Origin of the sequence: Enterobacter cloacae complex sp. IR5459 (genome assembly GCF_049238005.1) — a bacterium.
Taxonomy (GTDB): Bacteria; Pseudomonadota; Gammaproteobacteria; order Enterobacterales; family Enterobacteriaceae; genus Enterobacter; species Enterobacter hormaechei_C.
This window is the reverse complement of record NZ_JBMKIG010000002.1, coordinates 167,908-186,184: the sequence shown is the minus strand read 5'-3', so window position 1 is coordinate 186,184 and position 18,277 is coordinate 167,908. Positions and strand designations below refer to the sequence as shown.

General features: G+C 53.4%; 18 protein-coding genes. 3 read left to right on the top strand and 15 right to left on the bottom strand.

Translation table 11 applies throughout. The annotated features are described in order from the left end of the window. Window positions 1–5: 5 nt before the first annotated feature. From ACOTX4_RS04305 to ACOTX4_RS04290, 4 genes are all read right to left on the bottom strand, one after another. Window positions 6–995, bottom strand: coding sequence for a fimbrial protein (locus ACOTX4_RS04305; protein WP_045897306.1), 990 nt, complete (start codon window positions 993–995; stop codon window positions 6–8). A gap of 22 nt (window positions 996–1,017) precedes the next feature. Then, entirely contained in the window at window positions 1,018–3,561 is a 2,544-nt protein-coding gene (locus tag ACOTX4_RS04300) for a fimbria/pilus outer membrane usher protein (RefSeq protein ID WP_074167785.1), read from the bottom strand. 26 nt (window positions 3,562–3,587) lie between these two features. Then, complete coding sequence (locus tag ACOTX4_RS04295) at window positions 3,588–4,262, bottom strand: fimbrial biogenesis chaperone (RefSeq protein WP_023324355.1); 675 nt, start codon at window positions 4,260–4,262, stop codon at window positions 3,588–3,590. A gap of 69 nt (window positions 4,263–4,331) precedes the next feature. Then, complete coding sequence (locus tag ACOTX4_RS04290) at window positions 4,332–4,868, bottom strand: fimbrial protein (protein WP_003858476.1); 537 nt, start codon at window positions 4,866–4,868, stop codon at window positions 4,332–4,334. Between the two features lie 255 nt (window positions 4,869–5,123). On the opposite strand from ACOTX4_RS04290, the gene ybiB reads away from it, so the two are divergent. Next, complete coding sequence (gene ybiB / locus ACOTX4_RS04285; RefSeq protein WP_063937993.1) at window positions 5,124–6,086, top strand: DNA-binding protein YbiB; 963 nt, start codon at window positions 5,124–5,126, stop codon at window positions 6,084–6,086. 115 nt (window positions 6,087–6,201) lie between these two features. On the opposite strand, the gene ybiJ is transcribed toward ybiB, so the two are convergent. The 3 genes from ybiJ to mcbA form a co-directional block, all read right to left on the bottom strand. Then, entirely contained in the window at window positions 6,202–6,462 is a 261-nt protein-coding gene (gene ybiJ, locus ACOTX4_RS04280; RefSeq protein ID WP_003858474.1) for a DUF1471 family protein YbiJ, read from the bottom strand. A gap of 285 nt (window positions 6,463–6,747) precedes the next feature. After that, window positions 6,748–7,014 carry a DksA/TraR family C4-type zinc finger protein gene (locus ACOTX4_RS04275; RefSeq protein ID WP_045331580.1) on the bottom strand — a complete coding sequence of 89 codons (267 nt, stop codon included), beginning with the start codon at window positions 7,012–7,014 and terminating at the stop codon, window positions 6,748–6,750. Between the two features lie 123 nt (window positions 7,015–7,137). Beyond that, complete coding sequence (gene mcbA, locus ACOTX4_RS04270; RefSeq protein WP_003858470.1) at window positions 7,138–7,401, bottom strand: DUF1471 family periplasmic protein McbA; 264 nt, start codon at window positions 7,399–7,401, stop codon at window positions 7,138–7,140. Between the two features lie 242 nt (window positions 7,402–7,643). Here mcbA and rlmF point away from each other — a divergent pair, with 242 nt between their 5' ends. Continuing rightward, the gene (gene rlmF / locus ACOTX4_RS04265) at window positions 7,644–8,555 is read left to right on the top strand and encodes a 23S rRNA (adenine(1618)-N(6))-methyltransferase RlmF (RefSeq protein ID WP_023315680.1); all 912 of its coding nucleotides are present in this window, start codon (window positions 7,644–7,646) and stop codon (window positions 8,553–8,555) included. Window positions 8,556–8,598: 43 nt separating this feature from the next. Here the strand turns inward: rlmF and ybiO are convergent, their stop codons facing one another. The 6 genes from ybiO to rhtA form a co-directional block, all read right to left on the bottom strand. Then, window positions 8,599–10,809, bottom strand: a complete 2,211-nt coding sequence (ybiO, locus tag ACOTX4_RS04260) for a mechanosensitive channel protein (protein WP_045331575.1) — start codon at window positions 10,807–10,809, stop codon at window positions 8,599–8,601. Between the two features lie 120 nt (window positions 10,810–10,929). Next, window positions 10,930–11,652 carry a glutamine ABC transporter ATP-binding protein GlnQ gene (gene glnQ / locus ACOTX4_RS04255; RefSeq protein WP_045331572.1) on the bottom strand — a complete coding sequence of 241 codons (723 nt, stop codon included), beginning with the start codon at window positions 11,650–11,652 and terminating at the stop codon, window positions 10,930–10,932. After that, on the bottom strand, window positions 11,649–12,308 hold the full coding sequence (glnP, locus tag ACOTX4_RS04250) for a glutamine ABC transporter permease GlnP (protein WP_003858462.1): 660 nt from the start codon (window positions 12,306–12,308) through the stop codon (window positions 11,649–11,651). The genes glnQ and glnP overlap by 4 nt, the downstream gene beginning before the upstream one ends. Window positions 12,309–12,401: 93 nt before the next feature. After that, window positions 12,402–13,145, bottom strand: a complete 744-nt coding sequence (gene glnH / locus ACOTX4_RS04245) for a glutamine ABC transporter substrate-binding protein GlnH (RefSeq protein ID WP_003858455.1) — start codon at window positions 13,143–13,145, stop codon at window positions 12,402–12,404. Window positions 13,146–13,506: 361 nt separating this feature from the next. Next, window positions 13,507–14,010 (bottom strand): DNA starvation/stationary phase protection protein Dps, encoded by a 504-nt coding sequence (gene dps / locus ACOTX4_RS04240; RefSeq protein WP_000100801.1) that lies wholly within the window; start codon window positions 14,008–14,010, stop codon window positions 13,507–13,509. Window positions 14,011–14,308: 298 nt separating this feature from the next. Continuing rightward, window positions 14,309–15,196: a threonine/homoserine exporter RhtA gene (gene rhtA / locus ACOTX4_RS04235; RefSeq protein ID WP_063937991.1), complete on the bottom strand. Its 888-nt coding sequence runs from the start codon at window positions 15,194–15,196 to the stop codon at window positions 14,309–14,311. A 354-nt stretch (window positions 15,197–15,550) separates the two neighbouring features. Between rhtA and ompX the strand changes: the two genes are divergently transcribed. Beyond that, window positions 15,551–16,069, top strand: a complete 519-nt coding sequence (gene ompX, locus ACOTX4_RS04230; RefSeq protein WP_003858450.1) for an outer membrane protein OmpX — start codon at window positions 15,551–15,553, stop codon at window positions 16,067–16,069. Between the two features lie 116 nt (window positions 16,070–16,185). Here the strand turns inward: ompX and ACOTX4_RS04225 are convergent, their stop codons facing one another. Together ACOTX4_RS04225 and mntS are read right to left on the bottom strand one after the other, a co-directional pair. Beyond that, window positions 16,186–17,769 carry a phosphoethanolamine transferase gene (locus tag ACOTX4_RS04225; RefSeq protein WP_045331569.1) on the bottom strand — a complete coding sequence of 528 codons (1,584 nt, stop codon included), beginning with the start codon at window positions 17,767–17,769 and terminating at the stop codon, window positions 16,186–16,188. 269 nt (window positions 17,770–18,038) lie between these two features. Further along, window positions 18,039–18,167 carry a manganase accumulation protein MntS gene (gene mntS, locus ACOTX4_RS04220; protein WP_017384915.1) on the bottom strand — a complete coding sequence of 43 codons (129 nt, stop codon included), beginning with the start codon at window positions 18,165–18,167 and terminating at the stop codon, window positions 18,039–18,041. Between the last annotated feature and the right edge of the window lie 110 nt (window positions 18,168–18,277).

Sequence of the window (18,277 nt, the reverse complement as noted above, 5' to 3'; positions counted from 1 at the left end):
GTTGGTCACTTATAGGCGAGAGTGATGGTTGCTACGGTGTTGGCGGGGCCGGGCGTCACCACATCGTTGATCTGCTCGTAGCGAACCTGAAAGGGGATCTCCAGCGTTTCATTGGCAACGGCCTGGCTTTGAGTGTTGACGTAGGTATCAAAGGTCGCAATGCGGTCATCAAACAGCATTCTCACCCCGACGCCCGTTGCCATGCCTGTCTGCTTCGTCAGTTTGATCACCCCCTCGAATGCCGTCTCGTAGCCGTTAGCACTGGTGATTTTTAGCTCAGGCTGAACGGTTGTGTCACAGTTAACGGTGATATTAAACGTTTGAGCGGGGCTGGATAAAAAACCCACGCTCATAAAATCACTGACGGGAAAATCACCCAAATTAACGGTGAGATTTTTTGGCGAAACAGAGCAGGTGACCTGATGCAAAATGACGTTACCTGCATACGCAATATGGTTAGGGCTGCCGATCCCTTCGTGACCGAAAACGCCAATGCCGAATTCGGTCTGAGACTGCACCAGCGTGCCGGAGGTCACGGCGTCGCTTGTTTTGACCAGTTCAAGCGTGACGTCAAAGTTAAACGACTGTGTGCCATCGCCAGAAACATAGCCAACAGGCGTTCCGCGTGAATCGCACTGTACTCCGCCTGCTCCGCTGATTCGCTGACCCTGATCGTTCATCAATGCGACCCCGACACCCGGTACGCCGGATTCGTATACTCCCTTCAGCCCCGGAATTTCCGCTCCGGTACCGTAGTAACACGAGACAATTTCCAGTCCGCTGTCGATACTCTGATCGCAGTGCCCGGCAACATGAACGCTCTGCTCTGTACCCGGGATCGTTTCGCCAACGGCCAGCGTCGTGGGAACGGAGATAGAGGCCACGTTGATCATTTTCGGCAGGTCTGGGGTAGTACAGGTCGCCTTCGCATGCGGCATAAATAACGCGGCGGTTCCCAGAACCAGTAAGAAAAAGCACTGTTTAATCATTTGCATAATCGTTAGCCTGAACGGTGGATCAGTGACACTGCGCGGCAGCGTTAATGATGCTGGTTTTCTCTTTCTCATCCGTTAGCGCATAGTCAGCGACGCAGTGCTCGTTCGCCCCCTGTCCCCAGGAAACGTTGAGATGCCCTTGCTGCGGCAGACCAGAGAGGTAGGTCTGGCCGTCATTGCCGACAATAAATTCGCTGTCCTTATCCTCGGTGGTGACCGTTGCGCCGAAGGGCAGCGGTTTACCCTTTTGCGTAAGCGTCATCAGGACGCGGTTACCCACGCGGGTGTTAAAGCTGGCGCGCACCACGGCCCCGCGGGTTGGCGTCACGATCTGCGCCGCGTGGGTGACGTCGGCGTTGTCCGGTAGCGTTTCGGTATCCAGCGCGATGGTGTTGTGGCGATACGCGGTAACAAACGGCACGACGGTGTAGCCGCGGAAATCGGTCTCGACGCCCGTCTGGTTTGTGATATGGGTTCCGTGCGTGCCCGGCGCTTTCACCAGCGCGATGGTGTCACCGAGCGGCTGGCTCAGGGTTATTCCGTTCGCATGGGCAACCACGCCGCCCTGCAAACCGACGTTCAGGGTCTGCTGATACTTATCCTGACTGACGCCTGCGCTCACTTCGCCATATGTCGCTTTGTAATCGGCGTTGATGCTGGTGGAGTTACCGCTGCCGATGCTGCTCAGCCCTTCCTGGATGTTCCAGTTCAGGTTGTCCTCTTTCAGCGCCGTGCCGTTCAGGCCGATGTTCTGCGTCGTGCCGTCTTTGGTGTTGTTCAGGTTGTAGGTGGCCCAGGTGTTATGCATCCAGCGGTCCAGCGGCACCGAGACGCTCAGCGAGAACTGGTTGTCGTTTGTCACCTCGTTACCGTCTTCATCGCTGTCCTGGGTGTTTTTGTTCATGCTGTAGCTGAGGCTGTAGCTCACCCCGTGCCAGCTATTGTTGTAGCTGACGCTCATCGAGGTCATGTTCTGGCTCTGACTCCAGTACGTCTCTTTCACCATGCTCAGGGTGACGGATCCCCAGCCTTCCGGCAGCGTCTGGTCGATGGTGGCTTCGGTTCGGGCGCGGCGCTGCTGCGGTGCAGACCAGTTGTCGGAGCGGGTATATGACTCCATGGTGTCGTCCAGGGTGTAAAACCCTTTGCTGTTATAGCGATAGCCGGCCAGCGAGAAATTGGTGCCTGACCGGGCGATGTCTTTGCTATAGCGCACGCGCCACGACTGGCCTTTGCTGGCCTGCTGTTTTTTCAACAGGGCCTTCGCGCGGGTCACGTCAATGGAAAAGGCGCCTAAATCGCCCATGTTTTTCCCGACGCCAGCCGCCTGAGACTGGTAATGGCTGCTCTGCTGCACGCCACCGTAGGCGGTGAAACCGTAGGGTAAACCGTAGATGGCGCTGCCCTGGGCAAACGGGGTCTTCTCGACGTCGTTGTCATAAGAACGGTAGCGTCCGGCAGTCACGCTGTAGCGCAGATTTTTTTCACGCTGCAATACCGGCACGGAGGCAAACGGCACGACGAAATGGCTTTCGCTGCCGTCGGTCTCTTTCACGGTGACCTGGAGATCGCCGCTGCTGCCGGTGGGGTAGAGATCGTTAATTTCGAACGCGCCGGGGGCGACCGTGTTCTGATAAATGATGTAACCGTTCTGGCGTACCACCACCTGCGCGTTACTGTGGGCGCTGCCGCGAATAATAGGGGCATAGCCTTTCTCGCTGTCCGGCAGCATGTCGCTGTCGGATTTTAGCTCCACGCCGGTATAGGGGACGCTGTCAAAAAGGTCGGAAGGTGAGGTGCTTTGGCCCACCGTCACGTCACTTTTCATCGCCACAATATCGCGTTGCGCATAGGTATAAACGGAGGTGAATTTCTGTTCCTCCTCATGACCCGTGGTGCTGCGATTCCAGGTGGAGTAGTTACGAACGCGCCATGCCCCGATGTTGAAGCCGGGACGCAGGTTAACGTACTGGCTGCTGCTATTCTCTTCACCCTGCTGGCGCGCATGGCTCTGGCTGGCGTTGACGCTGTAATTAAGCAGGCCCGCGTTGATCCCTTCGTCAAACTCTTTCGGGTCGATGTAACCGCGAGGTACCTGACCGAGCGCCTTTTGCGGAATGCTCAGCAGCAGCTGCTGATTGCGCACGCGAAAGGTCGCGGATGCCGAAGGGATGGCGTGTAGATCGGCGCACTGACCTTCTGCTCTCAGCTGCGGATATTTTTGCGTTTTGATCCCGAGGCTCTTTAATTCGTCCAGTGTAAAACAAGGCTGGAGCGTGCTGGTGCCCTGTGGATCTTTAACTAAGTTGAAGGTCACGTCGCGGGTATCAATTTTATTGTTATTGATAAAGATCGCGACCTGATATTTACCTGGTGCCTGGCCGGGACCTTTTTCATAGACAGACAGATCGGTCTTTCCCTGCTGCGGGTTATCAATGTCCAGCAGGGCAGGGTTAAAATAATCATCAGCCAAAACCTGCTGCGCAAAGATCGCCATTGCCAGGCAACAAATAGCCATCAGCAATGACGAAAATCGGCAGGTGAACGGCTTTTTATGGCTGTACATGATGATTTTATTACCGGGTAATACGATTAATGAACGGGTTTAGACCATGTCTGACTGATGCTGCCGTAATCGGTAATAATGGAATACGCGACGGTAGAACCTCCGACGTTGCCAGGTAAAGCAAAATGCGTTTCAGTTTTCGGCACAGCCCAGGTTGCTTTTTTGACTTTCTGTCCATTCAGGGTGACGGTCTGAAAATTCATAAAGAAAGGTGTGGGATTATTCACCACTAAATCATTCCCTTCGCGATGCCATTCAAGTTTATCGGCCACATCTTCTGGTCTGCCTTTTACCGCTGACGGGCGATAGAGCAATTTAATGCGGGTATTAATGGCAATTTGCAGCGTATTTACCCCTTCGACATGCTTCGAGGACGGGATCGCTTTAATATTCAGCCAGTACAGAGATTCCCTGTCTTCCGGTAAATTTCCTCCCGTACGGACTACGCGCAGGACGTTATCCTCTTTCGCATCCAGTCGAAAAAGCGGCGGGGTGATCAGGAACGGGGCTTTGGCCTGGTTTTTACCGCCAGAATCGACCCAGGACTGCACCAGATAATCCGTGGTATCCGGGTTTGAAAGACCGAGAGATGATTCCTTTTTATCTCCCTGATAGACCAGCCGGGTGCCATTAATCACGACCCCCGCCTGTGCCGAGGCTGCTACCAGTAAAAGAATGCTCAGTAAATAACCGTGGCGCATAAAGATTTCTCAATAAAAAGATGAGATATTAATGCTCGCAAAAGCATTAATATCTCAGGATTGATAAGATCAGTTATAAATAACGGTGAAGGTTGATACAGAGTTAGCAGGGCCCGCGGTGACTGCCGCCTGGGTTTGAATATAACGCGCACCGAACTCCAGATCGTTAACCGCCGTGCCGGAGGCTAAAGGATATTGCTTCGAAGGGGTATACAGGCTGACAGGCTGCCCGGACGTGTCAACCAGCTGAATAGCCACACCGGTAGCCGCATCGGTATCGGGCGTTAACGCCAGCGCGGCATTATTATCCGCATCCGGGGTACCACCGAAGTTAATCGCTGCCGAGGTTACGGTTTCCGGACAATTGGTTAACTTAATATCAAACTTCGTTAATGTGCTGGTAGAGCCTGCACCGGTAAATACCGTTTTAGATACTTTTCCCAACTGAACATCTAATGGATTACTTAATCCATTCACGACCTGGCAAGCAGAATCGATAATTTCTCCGGTGAAATTAATCTGCCCTTCACCGTTGGTTGCCGCAAATGCAGATGCAGAACATCCCACCGTTGCGGCGATAAACAACCCTAATGCAACCTTGTTCATAGTAAATCCCGATATGTTTCTGGCAAAAACGTTGCCTGGACGTTTTCACCGTTGACCTTTAATGACTTTTCGATGTTTATTTAATCAAAAAAAGGACAGAGACGAATCTTTTGTCCCAATCACAAATATTGCAAATAATGCTTGAGTTTATTTTTTTATCTGAAAACAGCAGGTTGATAATGATCACAAAACACTATCGGGTGCGTGTCCATCGGGCTATATTGTTAACAAGATGATGCTGTCAGGAGAAATGTCGTGGATTACCGCAAAATTATCAAAGAGGTAGGGCGTGGGAAAAACCATGCTCGCGATCTGGACCAGGAAACGGCCCGTGCGTTGTACACGCATATGCTGAATGGCGACGTGCCGGAGCTGGAAATGGGCGGCATTCTGATTGCGTTGCGCATCAAAGGGGAAGGTGAGGCGGAGATGCGGGGTTTTTATGAGGCCATGCAGTCGCAGACGATGCGTTTAACCCCGCCCGTCACGAAGCCGATGCCGATAGTGATCCCGACCTACAATGGCGCGCGTAAGCAGGCAAACCTCACGCCGCTGCTGGCTATTCTGTTGCAGAAACTCGGTTTCCCGGTGGTGGTGCATGGCGTGAGCGAAGATCCAACGCGCGTGCTGACAGAAACCATTCTGGAATTATTAGGCATCGAACCTACTCTCCATGCTGGCCAGGCGCAGGCCAAACTGGAGGGGAACCAGCCGGTCTATATTCCCGTGCGCGCGCTCTGCCCGCCGCTGGAAAAGCAGCTGGACATGCGATGGCGAATGGGAGTACGTAACAGCGCCCACACCCTGGCGAAGCTGGCGACGCCGTTTGCCGAAGACGCCGCGCTACGTCTTTCCAGCGTCTCCCATCCGGAGTACGTGACGCGGGTCGGACAATTTTTTGCCGAAATCGGCGGGCGGGCGCTGCTGATGCACGGGACGGAAGGGGAGGTTTATGCCAACCCGCAGCGTTGTCCACAGCTGATGCTGATTGAGCCTGCCGGGACGTGGGTCGTGCTGGAACGTGGGGAAGAGAACAGCGATGTGATCCTGCCTGAGTCGAAAGATCCGCAAGTCACCGCGCACTGGATCGTAGAGTGTCTGGCCGGAAAGGTGCCGGTTCCGCAGTCTATCAAGCTGCAAATGGCCTGCTGTCTGCTGGCGGCAGGGGAAGTGGCGTCCGTGGACGCCGGGTTGCAGCGCGTGGCGCAGTCGTTTTAAGCAAAAAAAGCCCGTCCAGTGGCGGACGGGCAAACAAGGGTAACAACAACAGGGTCAATGAGGGTTGGAGCATCTCACCAGAGGGTAGGGTGAGGGTGGAGCATAATTCGTTCGATTACTTGTAGATAACCGCGGTACCGCTCAGTTTGTTATTACCGTTAGTGGAGGTGATGGTGTATCCACTTGCGCCGGCAGCGGCTGCTTTTTCCGCCAGTTTGGCTTCCAGACCGTCCAGCGTGGTCGCGCCTTCAGCACTCACCACCCCGATTTTGTTCAGATCCTGTGCCTGAGTAGAGGAGACTGGCTCTACGGCGAAAGCGCCGAAAGAGAGAGCGGACAGGGCAACAGCGGCAACAGCATATTTGATGGTTTTCATAGGTCAATTCTCGCAGGTTATTCTGTTAAAGGGACGATGTTCCGTCGATGTGATAAGTATCACGGTTTTTAGCGGAAGATAAAATCGAAGAGAATTGACGTGGTTGCTCAAAAAAATTGAATGACAAATAACTTATTGATTATTAATAAATTCAGAAGCGGAATTGACACTTCTTGTGGATGCGCTTTACAGAAGCCATCGGAAGGGCACGATTTGCTACGCGTTTCGCTAAAAGTCGTGAGCGTAAAGTAAACGGCTGGCGCGGTTAACTTCGGTAAAGGAAAGTCAACGTAACTGGCTGTCTTTCGATCCTCTGCGATTATATCCTGAATGTGTCGCATTTTTCGAATCTTTCTCCTGCTGACAGGCAATACATAGCCGTACGCCAGGAATGGCTTTACGCCGTGCCTCAGGAATCGGATCTCCGCACTCTTCGCATTCCGTCAAACTTTCGCCGCGTGGAATTTCACCGCGAGCACGCGCGACCGCATCTTCAATAGCACTGTTGATCTGTTCGTTAACGGCGTCGTCATTCGCCCAGCCGGAAGCCATCATGTTCTCCTGATCTGTTTAAGCCATTCATCTTAATATGGGGTTAAAAAACGCACAGTCAAGGCGAAGGAAGGGAATGAGAACTGCATCTGCCTGGCAGATGCAGTGTGGGAAGGAAATCGATTATTTATAGATGGTCGCGGTGCCGTACATATGGTTATCGCCACCGGCAGCGTTCACCACGAAGCCTTTAGCCCCTTCCTGACGCGCTTTTTCGGCCAGCTTGTCCTGAAGGTCATCAAGGTTGCTTGCCCGGCTGACAGAGACCGTCCCCGCCGCACGTAGCTGGCTGGTATCGTTGCTGTCTGTCAGAGGTTGAACGGACCAGGCTGAGAACGATGCGCCTGCCAGCGCACCCGCAATAATAAAGGTCAGATATTTTTTCATAATCACATCCTCAGGGGAAACAACAGGTGATTCCTCTTAAGTTTAGAAGCCTGACGCGTGTGATTTAGCGCAAAAATTTGATGATGATCTGCTTATTTTTTGAACGATAAATTCTGACAATTTGTTGACAGATCATAGACATACAGGTCGCTGATTTTTGTCGTTTTTTTGTGCGTCTCAGACAGATATTTACCCCCGCGCCGTCACAGGGTATCTTACGCGGCTGTTTAAAGGAGAATGCCATGACTTCCCAAAAGCCGGGATTGCACCCGCGTAACCGCCACCGTAGCCGCTACGACATGAAAGCCCTGTGCCTGAGCTGCCCGGAATTGCAGGATTTTATTGTTCAGACACCAGCCGGTGAACCGTCGGTAAACTTTGCCGATCCGCTGGCGGTTAAGACGCTGAACAAAGCGCTGCTGGCCCATTTTTATGGCGTTACGCACTGGGACATCCCGGATGGCTTTCTCTGCCCACCGGTGCCAGGACGTGCGGATTACGTCCATCATCTTGCCGATCTGCTGGCGGATGACAATGGCGGCGTGGTGCCAAAACAGGCCACCGTGCTTGATATCGGTACGGGCGCGAACCTGATCTACCCCCTGATAGGCGCACATGAATATCAGTGGCGGTTTACCGGTAGCGAGATCGGTGCCGAGGCCTTCGCCAGCGCGCAGGCCATTATCAACGCTAACCCGGGGTTAAGCCGGGCCGTTCGTCTGCGTCGTCAGAAGGATGCCGCTGCTATTTTCAACGGCATTATTCATAAGAACGAACAATATGATGCCACCCTGTGCAACCCGCCATTCCACGACTCCGCCGCCTCCGCTCGTGCGGGAAGTGAACGCAAGCGGCGTAACCTGGGCCAGGCTGAAGATGGCGCGCTGAACTTTGGCGGCCAGCAGCAGGAGCTGTGGTGCGAGGGCGGGGAAGTGGCATTTATTCTGCGCATGATTGCCGAGAGTAAGGGCTTCGGTCGTCAGGTGAAATGGTTTACCACGCTGGTCTCCCGTGGCGATAACCTGCCGCCGCTTTACCGCGCGCTGACCGACGTCGGCGCGGTGAAAGTGGTTAAAAAAGAGATGGCGCAGGGCCAGAAGCAGAGCCGCTTTATTGCCTGGTCCTTTATGGACGATAACAAACGCCGCAAATAATCGTTTCTCTGGCCGGGTAAGGCGAAGCCGCCACCCGGCTCGTTTACAGCGTCGGCTCCTGCGGAGGGAGCGGCGAAGCGGGCGGCGACAATACCTGATACGTCTGCACCGGCGCTCTCACGTTCGCCAGATCGAAGTGTTTTTTCACCATGCTGTCGAGGGCGAAGCGCACCGTCCACTGCTTCAGCGGCTGGGTGGTGAACGACACGCGCAGGGTAAAGGCAGTGTTCGTCAGCCCGACGATGCCCGCGAACGATGGTTCACCAATCACCAGCCCGCGAATATCCTCCATCTCCATCAGTTCGTTCACCGCATCCCGCAGCGCCTGCTTCGCCTTATCTGCATCTTCGTGACGATCGACATCATAATTCGCCACCACCGAACCAATGCCGCGCACAAAGTTGGCAAAGGTGGTGATCGATGACCACGGAATAATGTGGTACGCGCCGGTATCCTGACGCACGCCGACGGAGCGAATGGACATCCTCTCGACCGTGCCGGTGAGCGGACCGATGGTCACCAGATCCCCGGTATTCATCCCGTTCTCAAACTGGATAAAAATGCCGGTGATAATATCCTTCACCAGCGTCTGAGAACCGAAGGAGATCGCCAGCCCCAGCGCACCGGCACCCGCCAGCAGCGGGGCGATATTCACGCCGATTTCCGACAGCACAATCATGATGGTGATGGTACTGATGATCACCGCCAGCGCGTTGCGGCACAGGGTTAGCAGCGTGCGGGCGCGGGCGCTCGGTAGCGGCCTGCCGTGGACATCCGACACCAGACGGTTTTCGATAAGGCTTGCCAGCAGCGTCCAGCCGACGGCGGAGAAAAACAGGATCAGCGCGATACGAATAAGAATATCAACGGTCTTTTCCCCCGCGCCGTTATGCAGCCAGTTCCAGAAATCAAACAGCCCCCACGCGTTCAACAGCAGCATAATTGCCACGCAGACCGTCAGAATACGCGCCACCTTCAGGGATACGGTCATCCAGCCATTCACCCGCTTTTGCAGTTCCGGGTAGTTACGCTGAACCTGCGGCGACAGGGTGATCGTTTTCGACAGCCAGCGGGAAAGCAGGCCAGAGACAAAGGCCGCGATGCCGATAATCGCCAGGCTTTTGAACGTCGCCCCCATCATAAATTTCAGGCTATTGCCCGGGTCGAACAGGGAGAAGAAACAGAGCACAATAAAATAGGCGCTGGCCAGCCAGTGCCACACCAGCGCAAAGGCGCGAATAAAGAGGCTGAAAAAGGAGAGGGAGCGATCGGCCAGGTGCAGCAGGCTGTCGGTGATCGCTTTTTTATTGTGGAAGATGAGGTACAGCGCCCAGACGGTAATGCACAGCATGATCAGCACGTTCGCCAGCGCCCCGAACTGCACGTTAACCTGGTTGGAAATAATCGGCACGGCAACCAACAAGCCATAACCGATCAACCCGCTCAGCACGCTAAGCCGCACCGCCCAGTATTTGGCGCTCTGATCCGAAATGGCGAAGGGGCGAAGGTCCGGCACGCGCGGGCAGAAGATCAACCGCAGGAGGGCTTTAAAGAACTCAATCAGGGCAAACGCATTGAGGAACAGTCCCTGCTGAAACGCGATGGTTTTGTTTCCAGTATTAAGGCGGTCAGCCAGCAGCTGACCGACAAACAGCGTCAGGGCCAGCAGCAGCAAATCGATGACAAACGCCCCGGTAATCATTGCCGGAAGATGCAGCCAGCTGCTTTTATGCTGATTCTTTTTGCGTCCCCACTGTCCCATTTTCCGGTAAAGCGGCCAGACAGACAGGCGCAACAGCCAGTAAAAAATGAAGACGGCGCCAGCCAGAATAGCAAACTGGGTGGCGGCGGCGGAAAAGGTGTGAGGATTAAAAGGCTTATGTGAGGTGCCAACCAGGTTGCGATAGAGCTGGGCAAAACGCGACGACAGGGCTTCCCCGTAGCGGCGACTGATGTCGGTGACGTTTTCCAGCACCGTTTTTTCTTCTTCGGCTTCCGGCGGCGCAACAGCTGGAACCGGATCCTGAGGCGGCGTGGCGGCCACCTTCCTCAGCTGATCGATCAGCTCCTGCCGTGACGTGTCGTTCTCAAGCACGTCGGCAAGCGCGCCGTAAGCGGCTTTTTTCTTTTCAGCGTCTGGCTCTGGCGGCGCATTTTGCTGGCTGGCGGTGGCTCCGGTGGTGACGCCGGGAAGGGTTACGGCGAGCGACGGCGCGCTAAACAGGCTAAACAGGAGTAACAGGATCCACGGCACGGCGTCCTCCGACAAAAATATCGTGCAAAATGATAAGTATAGAGCGCGCGGAGCGGAGGGGAGTTTTTGGGAACAATCCGGCATAAAAAAGCCGGGCATGCCCGGCTCTGTGTGTGGTTATCAGGAGACGTGTTGCAGGAACTCCTGAAGGCGCTGGCTTGGTGGGCTCGCAATCAGCGTCTGCGGATTACCGTCTTCCGCGATGCGGCCCTTATCAATGAAGATCAGACGGGACGCCACTTTTTCGGCAAAGCCGATTTCGTGGGTAACGATGACCATCGTCATGCCTTCTTCCGCCAGATCCTGCATAACTTTCAGCACTTCGTGACGCAGCTCCGGGTCGAGAGCCGACGTTGGCTCATCGAACAGCATCATCTTTGGCTTCACCGCCAGCGCACGGGCAATGGCCACGCGCTGCTGCTGGCCGCCGGACAGCTCGGAAGGATAGTGGTGGGCACGCTCCGCCAGACCAACCTTCGCCAGCAGATCTTTTGCCAGCGCTTCCGCTGCCGCTTTGCTGGCCCCGCGCACGCGCAGAGGACCAAACATCACGTTTTCCAGCGCCGTGAGGTGCGGGAACAGGTAGAACTGCTGGAACACCATGCCCGCTTCCTGGCGGATCAGGCGCTCGTCCACTTTCGGATCGTTAACCTTCAGACCATCGACGATCAAATCGCCGCTGGTGATCTCCTCAAGCTTGTTAATGCAGCGCAGCAGGGTGGATTTACCGGAACCGGACGGCCCGATGATCACCACCACTTCGCCCTGCCTGATGTTCAAATCGATATTGTGCAACACCTGGGTTGGGCCAAAGTGCTTGGAAACGTTTTTAAATTCAATCACAGGATTTTCATCCTTCTTTCAAGACGACGCAGAACAAAGCTCAGGACAAGCGTGATAATCAGGTAGACAACGGCGACCGCACTCCAGATTTCCAGGGCGCGGAAGTTACCCGCGATGATCTCCTGGCCCTGACGGGTCAGCTCGGCCACGCCGATAACAATAAACAGCGAGGTGTCTTTGATGCTGATGATCCACTGGTTACCCAGCGGCGGCAGCATGCGGCGCAGCGCCAGCGGCAGAATAACGTGGCGGATCGTTTCGCGACGGGAAAGACCTAACGCCAGGCCAGCTTCACTGAATCCTTTATGAATCGACAGCACCGCACCGCGGGTAATTTCCGCAATGTAGGCGCCGGAGTTGATCATGATGGTGACAACGGCGGCGCTGAACGGGTCGATGCGCAGGTCGGTGAAGGCCATCGGCAGGGCGAAGTAGATGAACATGACCTGCACCACAATGGGTGTGCCGCGGATCACTTCGATGAAAACCAGTGCGATGTGATTTGCAATCCAGCCACCATAGGTGCGGGCGAAACCGGCCACCAGACCGATAATCAACCCGCCAACCAGACCGAGGACCGAAATCCACAGGGTCATTTTAGCGCCTTCAAGCAAGAGTGGAATGGCAGGCCAGATGGCGCTCCAGTCAAACTGCATGATGTATTCCTGTATACCGTGGTGAAAAACGAAAAACGTAGGCCCGGTAAGCTTAAGCGCCACCGGGCGTTACAAACCTGAAGTCAGGTGAAATTATTTAGGCTCGGTACCGAACCATTTTTTGTAGATTTCGTTATAGGTGCCGTTCTCTTTCAGGGTTTTCAGCGCGCCGTTAACTTTGTTACGCAGGTCGTCGCTGCCTTTCGGGAATGCAATACCGTACTGCTGAGCTTCCAGAGAATCACCTACCGCTTTGAACTTGCCGTTACCGGCAGTTTTGATGAAGTACAGGATGTTAGGCGTATCGTGCAGCACCGCATCCGCGCGGTTGGTGCCCAGTTCCATGTAAGCGTTGTCGATGTTCGGGAACTGACGCAGGTCTTTGGTTTTGATGTTGGCTTTCGCGTAATCAACTGAGCCGGTACCGCTCTTCACGGCGACCACTTTACCGTCGAGATCTTTCACGCTTTTCACGTCGTTGTTATCCGCTTTCACCATCACCAGCAGGCCGCTTTTGTAGTAGCCGTCAGAGAAATCGATGGCCTTTTTACGCTCTTCGGTAATGGTGATGCCTGCCAGCGCCAGGTCAACGTTTTTGGTTTGCAGTGCCGGGATAATGCCGCTGAAGTCCATTGGCTTCAGGGTGTAATCCAGTTTGAGTTCTTTTGCGACAGCGGCCCACAGATCCACGTCAAAACCAACGTATTTATCACCCTGTTTAAATTCAAACGGTACGAACGCCGTGTCCGTCGCCACAACCAGTTTGTCGGCAGCCTGCGAGGACACCGCAAACGCCAGGGTAAGTGCAGCCAGTGAAACTTTTAATACAGACTTCATAGCATTTCCTTTTATATCCACGGGGCGATCCCCTGCGAGAACCTCAGGCACAATGAAAAAATCATGCCAGTTTTACAAGCTGTTGTTTTGCAAAGGGGATGATGTCACGCATTGCACGAAAAGCGTGGCAATCCTGCCAGGTTGCACCAGAATGGAGCACCGTTTTGGTGCGCTTCGTTAAGGTCTTCTGACAGGGGGATATTTAGCGCAGAATCTGACGAAAAAACAATCTTCCGTTAACGGTTGTGTGAGGTGATTATTACATTTTATTCACTTTTGCGGCCGTTGCGGGCAAAAGTGCGCACCATAAATGTGCAAAACCCCCGCCAGGGGCGAGGGTTATTCGGAAAATCCGCAGGGATTATTCGATGTTGGACTCAATGAACCACAGGAACTGATCCAGGTCACGTGATGCGGCAGTGAAGATATCAGCAGTATCTTCATCTTTGGCTTCGCCAATCGCTTTACGAACATCGTTCGCCACAATCGCGTAGCGGTCCGCCAGCTCTTTCAGGTGATCCTGAACGGTATGGATATCCAGCGGATAGCTTTTCAATGGCGTTTTGCTGTTGATCACCTGTGTGGTACCCAGTGCCACGCCACCCAGCTGTACGGCACGTTCGGCCATGGTATCCAGGTGAGTCACCAGTGCTGTGCGGAAGCCATCCAGCATTTCATGAACGGCAATAAAGTTTGCACCGCGCATATTCCAGTGAGCCTGTTTGGTGATCAGCGAAAGATCGATGAACTGGACCACCTGGCGATTCAGCAGCTCAATGGTCGCTTTTTTATCGCTATCCGATACATCGTTACGGGTATAAAGCAGATTAGACGCTTTCGTTTTCACCAGTTTAGCGGTACTCATAATCTCATATCCTCTTGATGTTTGTGTCCCAGGTAATTACGGGACTAAGTATAGCACCGGATTTTTTCTCTGCGGTTTGGCTCTGCCTATTGGTTTAATAGTGAAAATAAGATTGTATTATCAACTGATTGAAAAATAATTAGTTTATTAAAGTTGATACAGATCAATCTTAATTCATTCTTCGGGAAGCCGGGCAGGTGAAATATTTTGGCAATACAAGATAGTTTGTAAGAAATTATTTGAAGTACTGACGAGGCGTATATTCTGCATGGCGGGTTAGCCATGCAGAATTTAAGGCCTAGTTGAGATCGATTTTTTGCACTTTAGGTTCCGGGCGCATGGTCAGGGTGGAGCCCATTGACGCCGCGATAATGGAACAGAGCGCCAGCGTTTGTACCAGGGTCAGGGTTTCACCGAGGAAAATCATTCCTGAGATGGCGGCCAGCGCGGGCTCCATGCTCATGAGCGTACCAAAAATGCGTGTGGGCAGGCGCGTCAGGGCGATCATCTCCAGAGAGTAGGGCAGGGCCGTAGAGAGAATGGCAACCGCCAGACCAACCGGCAGGATTGACCACTGCCATATTGAGTCTGTCGCTTGTGCCATTCCGATTGGGACAAAGATTACGGCGGCAATTAGTGAGCCTAAGGCGACCGTCGCGGGGCCGTGCTCTTCGCCCGCACGCTGGCCAGTGAGAATATACACCGCCCAGCATGCCCCCGCGCCCAGCGCCAGAGCTGCCCCTGTCAAATCGATTTGTGAAACGCTTTGCCCGAGCGGCAGCAGGAACCATAGCCCCAGTACGGCCAGTATGACCCAGATAAAATCTACCGGACGACGAGAAGATAAGAGGGCAACCGCCAGCGGGCCGGTAAATTCAAGCGCGACCGCGATCCCCAGCGGGATAGTCTGAATAGAGAGATAGAACATGTAGTTCATCCCTCCCAGTGCCAGCCCATAAAAAAGCAAAGGCAGTCGCTGCTCCTTTTTAAACCGTAGCCGCCAGGGTTTAAAGATAACCACGAGGATGAGGGTGCCTAATGCGATACGCAGCGCCGTGACGCCGGGCGCACCAACCAGCGGAAACAGCGATTTTGCCAGCGACGCGCCGCTTTGTATGGACATCATCGCGATAAGTATGACTGCCACCGGCATCCAGACCGACGATTTACGGGGTAAACCTGGCATCCTTTCTCCTGTCAATTTTTGTCAAAAGAGGTAAAAGTGGCAGTGTAATGGAAATAAGCTGCGACGGTTGAGCTACTGTTGAAAAAAATCCAGGGAAAATCCGTAAAATGAGGAAAGGTTGATGCTTTTATCGCCTGAAAGATTAGGAATAATCTGGATGAACTTTCTGGCGATGACGCGCACTATTAGCGTTTGACGGTGAAAATCTGGAGTTATTTTAACAAGATAGCTGGTGCTGGAAATGTTCTGTTACAGGAAAGGTCGCATTAGACATCGTGAATGACAAAGAGTTTCACAGATTTTTTTGATATATTTAAAACTTACGGACTTACTTGAAGCACATTTGAGGTGGTTATGAAAAAAATTGCATGTCTTTCAGCACTGGCAGCTGTTCTGGCTGTTTCCGCAGGTACCGCTGTAGCGGCAACTTCTACTGTAACTGGTGGTTACGCTCAGAGCGATATGCAGGGCGTGATGAACAAAACCAACGGTTTCAACCTGAAGTACCGTTACGAGCAAGACAACAACCCGCTGGGTGTGATCGGTTCTTTCACTTACACCGAGAAAGATCGTACTGAAAATGGCTCTTACAATAAAGGTCAGTACTACGGCATCACCGCGGGTCCTGCTTACCGCCTGAATGACTGGGCAAGCATCTACGGTGTTGTAGGTGTTGGCTACGGTAAATTCCAGCAGACCGAAAATCAGGGTCTGAACCGTACTGCAAGCAACAGCGACTATGGTTTCTCCTATGGCGCAGGTATGCAGTTCAACCCAATCGAAAACGTTGCTCTGGACTTCTCCTATGAGCAGAGCCGTATCCGCAACGTTGACGTTGGTACCTGGATCGCGGGCGTAGGTTACCGCTTCTAATCACTTCGGTGAGCCAGTAAAAAATCCGCCCTTTGAGGCGGATTTTTTTTGTTTGTACCCTCTCCCCGTGGGAGAGGGCCAGGGTGAGGGCATCAGCCCGCACGAAACGGCAGAGATCACTTACTCTTAATATCGAAAATATCCGTCCCAAGATGGTTATAGTCGACTTTCTGTAACTTAAAGTTGGTAATGTAAACTGGCGGGCCCTTCTTCCCGGAGATAAACGGGTAATCATTTTTTATCTCTTTCGCCTTAATCCCCGTCCACTGTGAGAAGAATTTCAGGAAATCGTTCGCGGAACGGCGCGCTTTTATAATGCGATGCGTTTTGTCATCACTCGACAGCACCATAAACGGTACCTGGAAGTTCTGCTGGAACTTGTCATCGTGGGCCAGATACTGCACCTCTTTACCGCGCTCCTTAAACGCCAGGCCGTGGTCAGAGAAATAGACCATCGAGAAGCTGTCGCCGCTGTTGCGCAGCTGCCCGTACAGCTTGCTGAGCAGATCGTCGGTTTGCGTCATGGTGTAGAGGTAGCAGGACGTCTCTTTGGATTGCACAAACTCCGCATATTTTCCCCCGGTACGATCGCATGCCTGCGGGTGTGACCCCATCAGGTGCAGGACAATCAGCTGCGGCTGGGTGCGCTGAGTAGCAAAGACCTGCGCCGTCATTTTTAGCAACGCTTCATCTTTTGTGTTTTTATCGGCTTCGAAATCACCGCTTTTCAGGAACTGTACCTCGTCGGCACGCTTCGCGATGCTGGCGATGGCGGTATCATATTCGCCGATCTGTCCCTGGTTAGAGAACCACCATGTCTGAAAACCTGCCCGGTTGGCCAGGGTGACAAAATTATCCTGAAACTGCGGTTTTCCATCCACCACGCGGTTGAGCGTCAGACCGAGTGATTTCTGCGTCGAGCCGCTGGCCGCCACGTAGTCGGTAAACAGCGTACCGTTAACGGCGCTGGCAAACGGCGTGTTATCCCAGTGACCGCCAAACGCGCCGAGCGCATCGCGACGCGCGCTTTCTCCGATCACCACCACGTAGGTGTGATACTTCGGTTTCACCGCCAGCACGTTCCAGGTGTCTTTCATGGTGGAAAGCTCGGCCATACGTGCCTGCTCGTCGAGCACTTCCTCGTTATTCACCACCACGTCTTTGACGAAGCGAAACACCGGATACCCGGTATCTTTAAGCTTAAACACGCCGCCCCAGGCCAGATTTTGTACCGGCGCAACAAAAAACGTCACCACGCTAAAGGCCAGACACAGGCTTTCAATTTTACCCCATGCCTTTTTCCCGACGGGCTTACGGCGAACCGCAATCACGCCGAGGGCAAAAATGAAAAGGCCAACCACGTAGTTGTACCACGGAAAGATCGTCAGGATCTCTGTGGACTCTTCCATATTGGTGGAGTGGAGCGCCAGCAGGGTATTAAAGTTTGGCGCGCCATAGGCCTGGCCAAACGGGAAATAGGCGGCAGCAACCAGAGAACAAATCCCGATAAGCACCTTCTGCACGCGCGGTGCGCTTCGCCAGAGAAGGTGAAGAATACAGGTGAACCCGACGGCATAAAGCAGGCTAAAGGGGTAGCCAAGAGCAAAGTTAATCAACAGCGATTGCAAAAAATAGAATCCCGTCCACGGGCTTAAGCCCCGGCTGCGGGTAACAAGTGTATCAATCAGGGTTACGTTCATAGATCACTATCACGAAAACGCCATGTGCTCACCCTGGCGTCAAGGGTCAAAGCCTGCCGGACAGTGCGTGGAAAGGGAATGAGAGGTCCGCTTCAGCGAGCCGCAAATTGTGCAGGGCTGCAAGAAGATAGTGCGAGCGTGAATTAAGGTCAACAGTTGCTAAACAGATGTTTTGCGAAGGGGGCTGCAAATACGCAAAAATAATCGGGAACAGGCCAGCTTACAGCGAAAGTGTGACAGGAAAATGAAGCGGCGTACCGCGACGCCGCTTAGTGGGAAGAGTTGTCGTCCTGCTGGGGTTTGGCGTTAAACATATCGCACAGCATGTTCAACAGCATCAGGCGCACTTTAAAAGGAGAGTGGGTAAACACGTTCATACACCTCTTGAATTCATTCATAAGACCTCCTGATTCATGATCCCTTCGATCCGTGAAGGGTGACTGCATTACATACAGATATAGCACAGGCTATATTGTATAGCTATGGCTAATTCGTTAATTTTTTGTGC

Excerpts from the sequence above, each read along its gene's own strand:
- ompX (WP_003858450.1), top strand. The coding sequence starts at position 15,551 with ATGAAAAAAATTGCATGTCTTTCAGCACTGGCAGCTGTTCTGGCTGTT.
- ACOTX4_RS04300 (WP_074167785.1), bottom strand. The coding sequence starts at position 3,561 with ATGTACAGCCATAAAAAGCCGTTCACCTGCCGATTTTCGTCATTGCTG.
- ACOTX4_RS04225 (WP_045331569.1), bottom strand. The coding sequence starts at position 17,769 with ATGAACGTAACCCTGATTGATACACTTGTTACCCGCAGCCGGGGCTTA.
- rlmF (WP_023315680.1), top strand. The coding sequence starts at position 7,644 with ATGACTTCCCAAAAGCCGGGATTGCACCCGCGTAACCGCCACCGTAGC.
- rhtA (WP_063937991.1), bottom strand. The coding sequence starts at position 15,196 with ATGCCAGGTTTACCCCGTAAATCGTCGGTCTGGATGCCGGTGGCAGTC.
- glnH (WP_003858455.1), bottom strand. The coding sequence starts at position 13,145 with ATGAAGTCTGTATTAAAAGTTTCACTGGCTGCACTTACCCTGGCGTTT.
- ACOTX4_RS04295 (WP_023324355.1), bottom strand. The coding sequence starts at position 4,262 with ATGCGCCACGGTTATTTACTGAGCATTCTTTTACTGGTAGCAGCCTCG.
- ybiJ (WP_003858474.1), bottom strand. The coding sequence starts at position 6,462 with ATGAAAACCATCAAATATGCTGTTGCCGCTGTTGCCCTGTCCGCTCTC.
- dps (WP_000100801.1), bottom strand. The coding sequence starts at position 14,010 with ATGAGTACCGCTAAACTGGTGAAAACGAAAGCGTCTAATCTGCTTTAT.
- mcbA (WP_003858470.1), bottom strand. The coding sequence starts at position 7,401 with ATGAAAAAATATCTGACCTTTATTATTGCGGGTGCGCTGGCAGGCGCA.
- mntS (WP_017384915.1), bottom strand. The coding sequence starts at position 18,167 with ATGAATGAATTCAAGAGGTGTATGAACGTGTTTACCCACTCTCCTTTT.
- ACOTX4_RS04275 (WP_045331580.1), bottom strand. The coding sequence starts at position 7,014 with ATGGCTTCCGGCTGGGCGAATGACGACGCCGTTAACGAACAGATCAAC.
- ACOTX4_RS04305 (WP_045897306.1), bottom strand. The coding sequence starts at position 995 with ATGCAAATGATTAAACAGTGCTTTTTCTTACTGGTTCTGGGAACCGCC.
- glnP (WP_003858462.1), bottom strand. The coding sequence starts at position 12,308 with ATGCAGTTTGACTGGAGCGCCATCTGGCCTGCCATTCCACTCTTGCTT.
- ACOTX4_RS04290 (WP_003858476.1), bottom strand. The coding sequence starts at position 4,868 with ATGAACAAGGTTGCATTAGGGTTGTTTATCGCCGCAACGGTGGGATGT.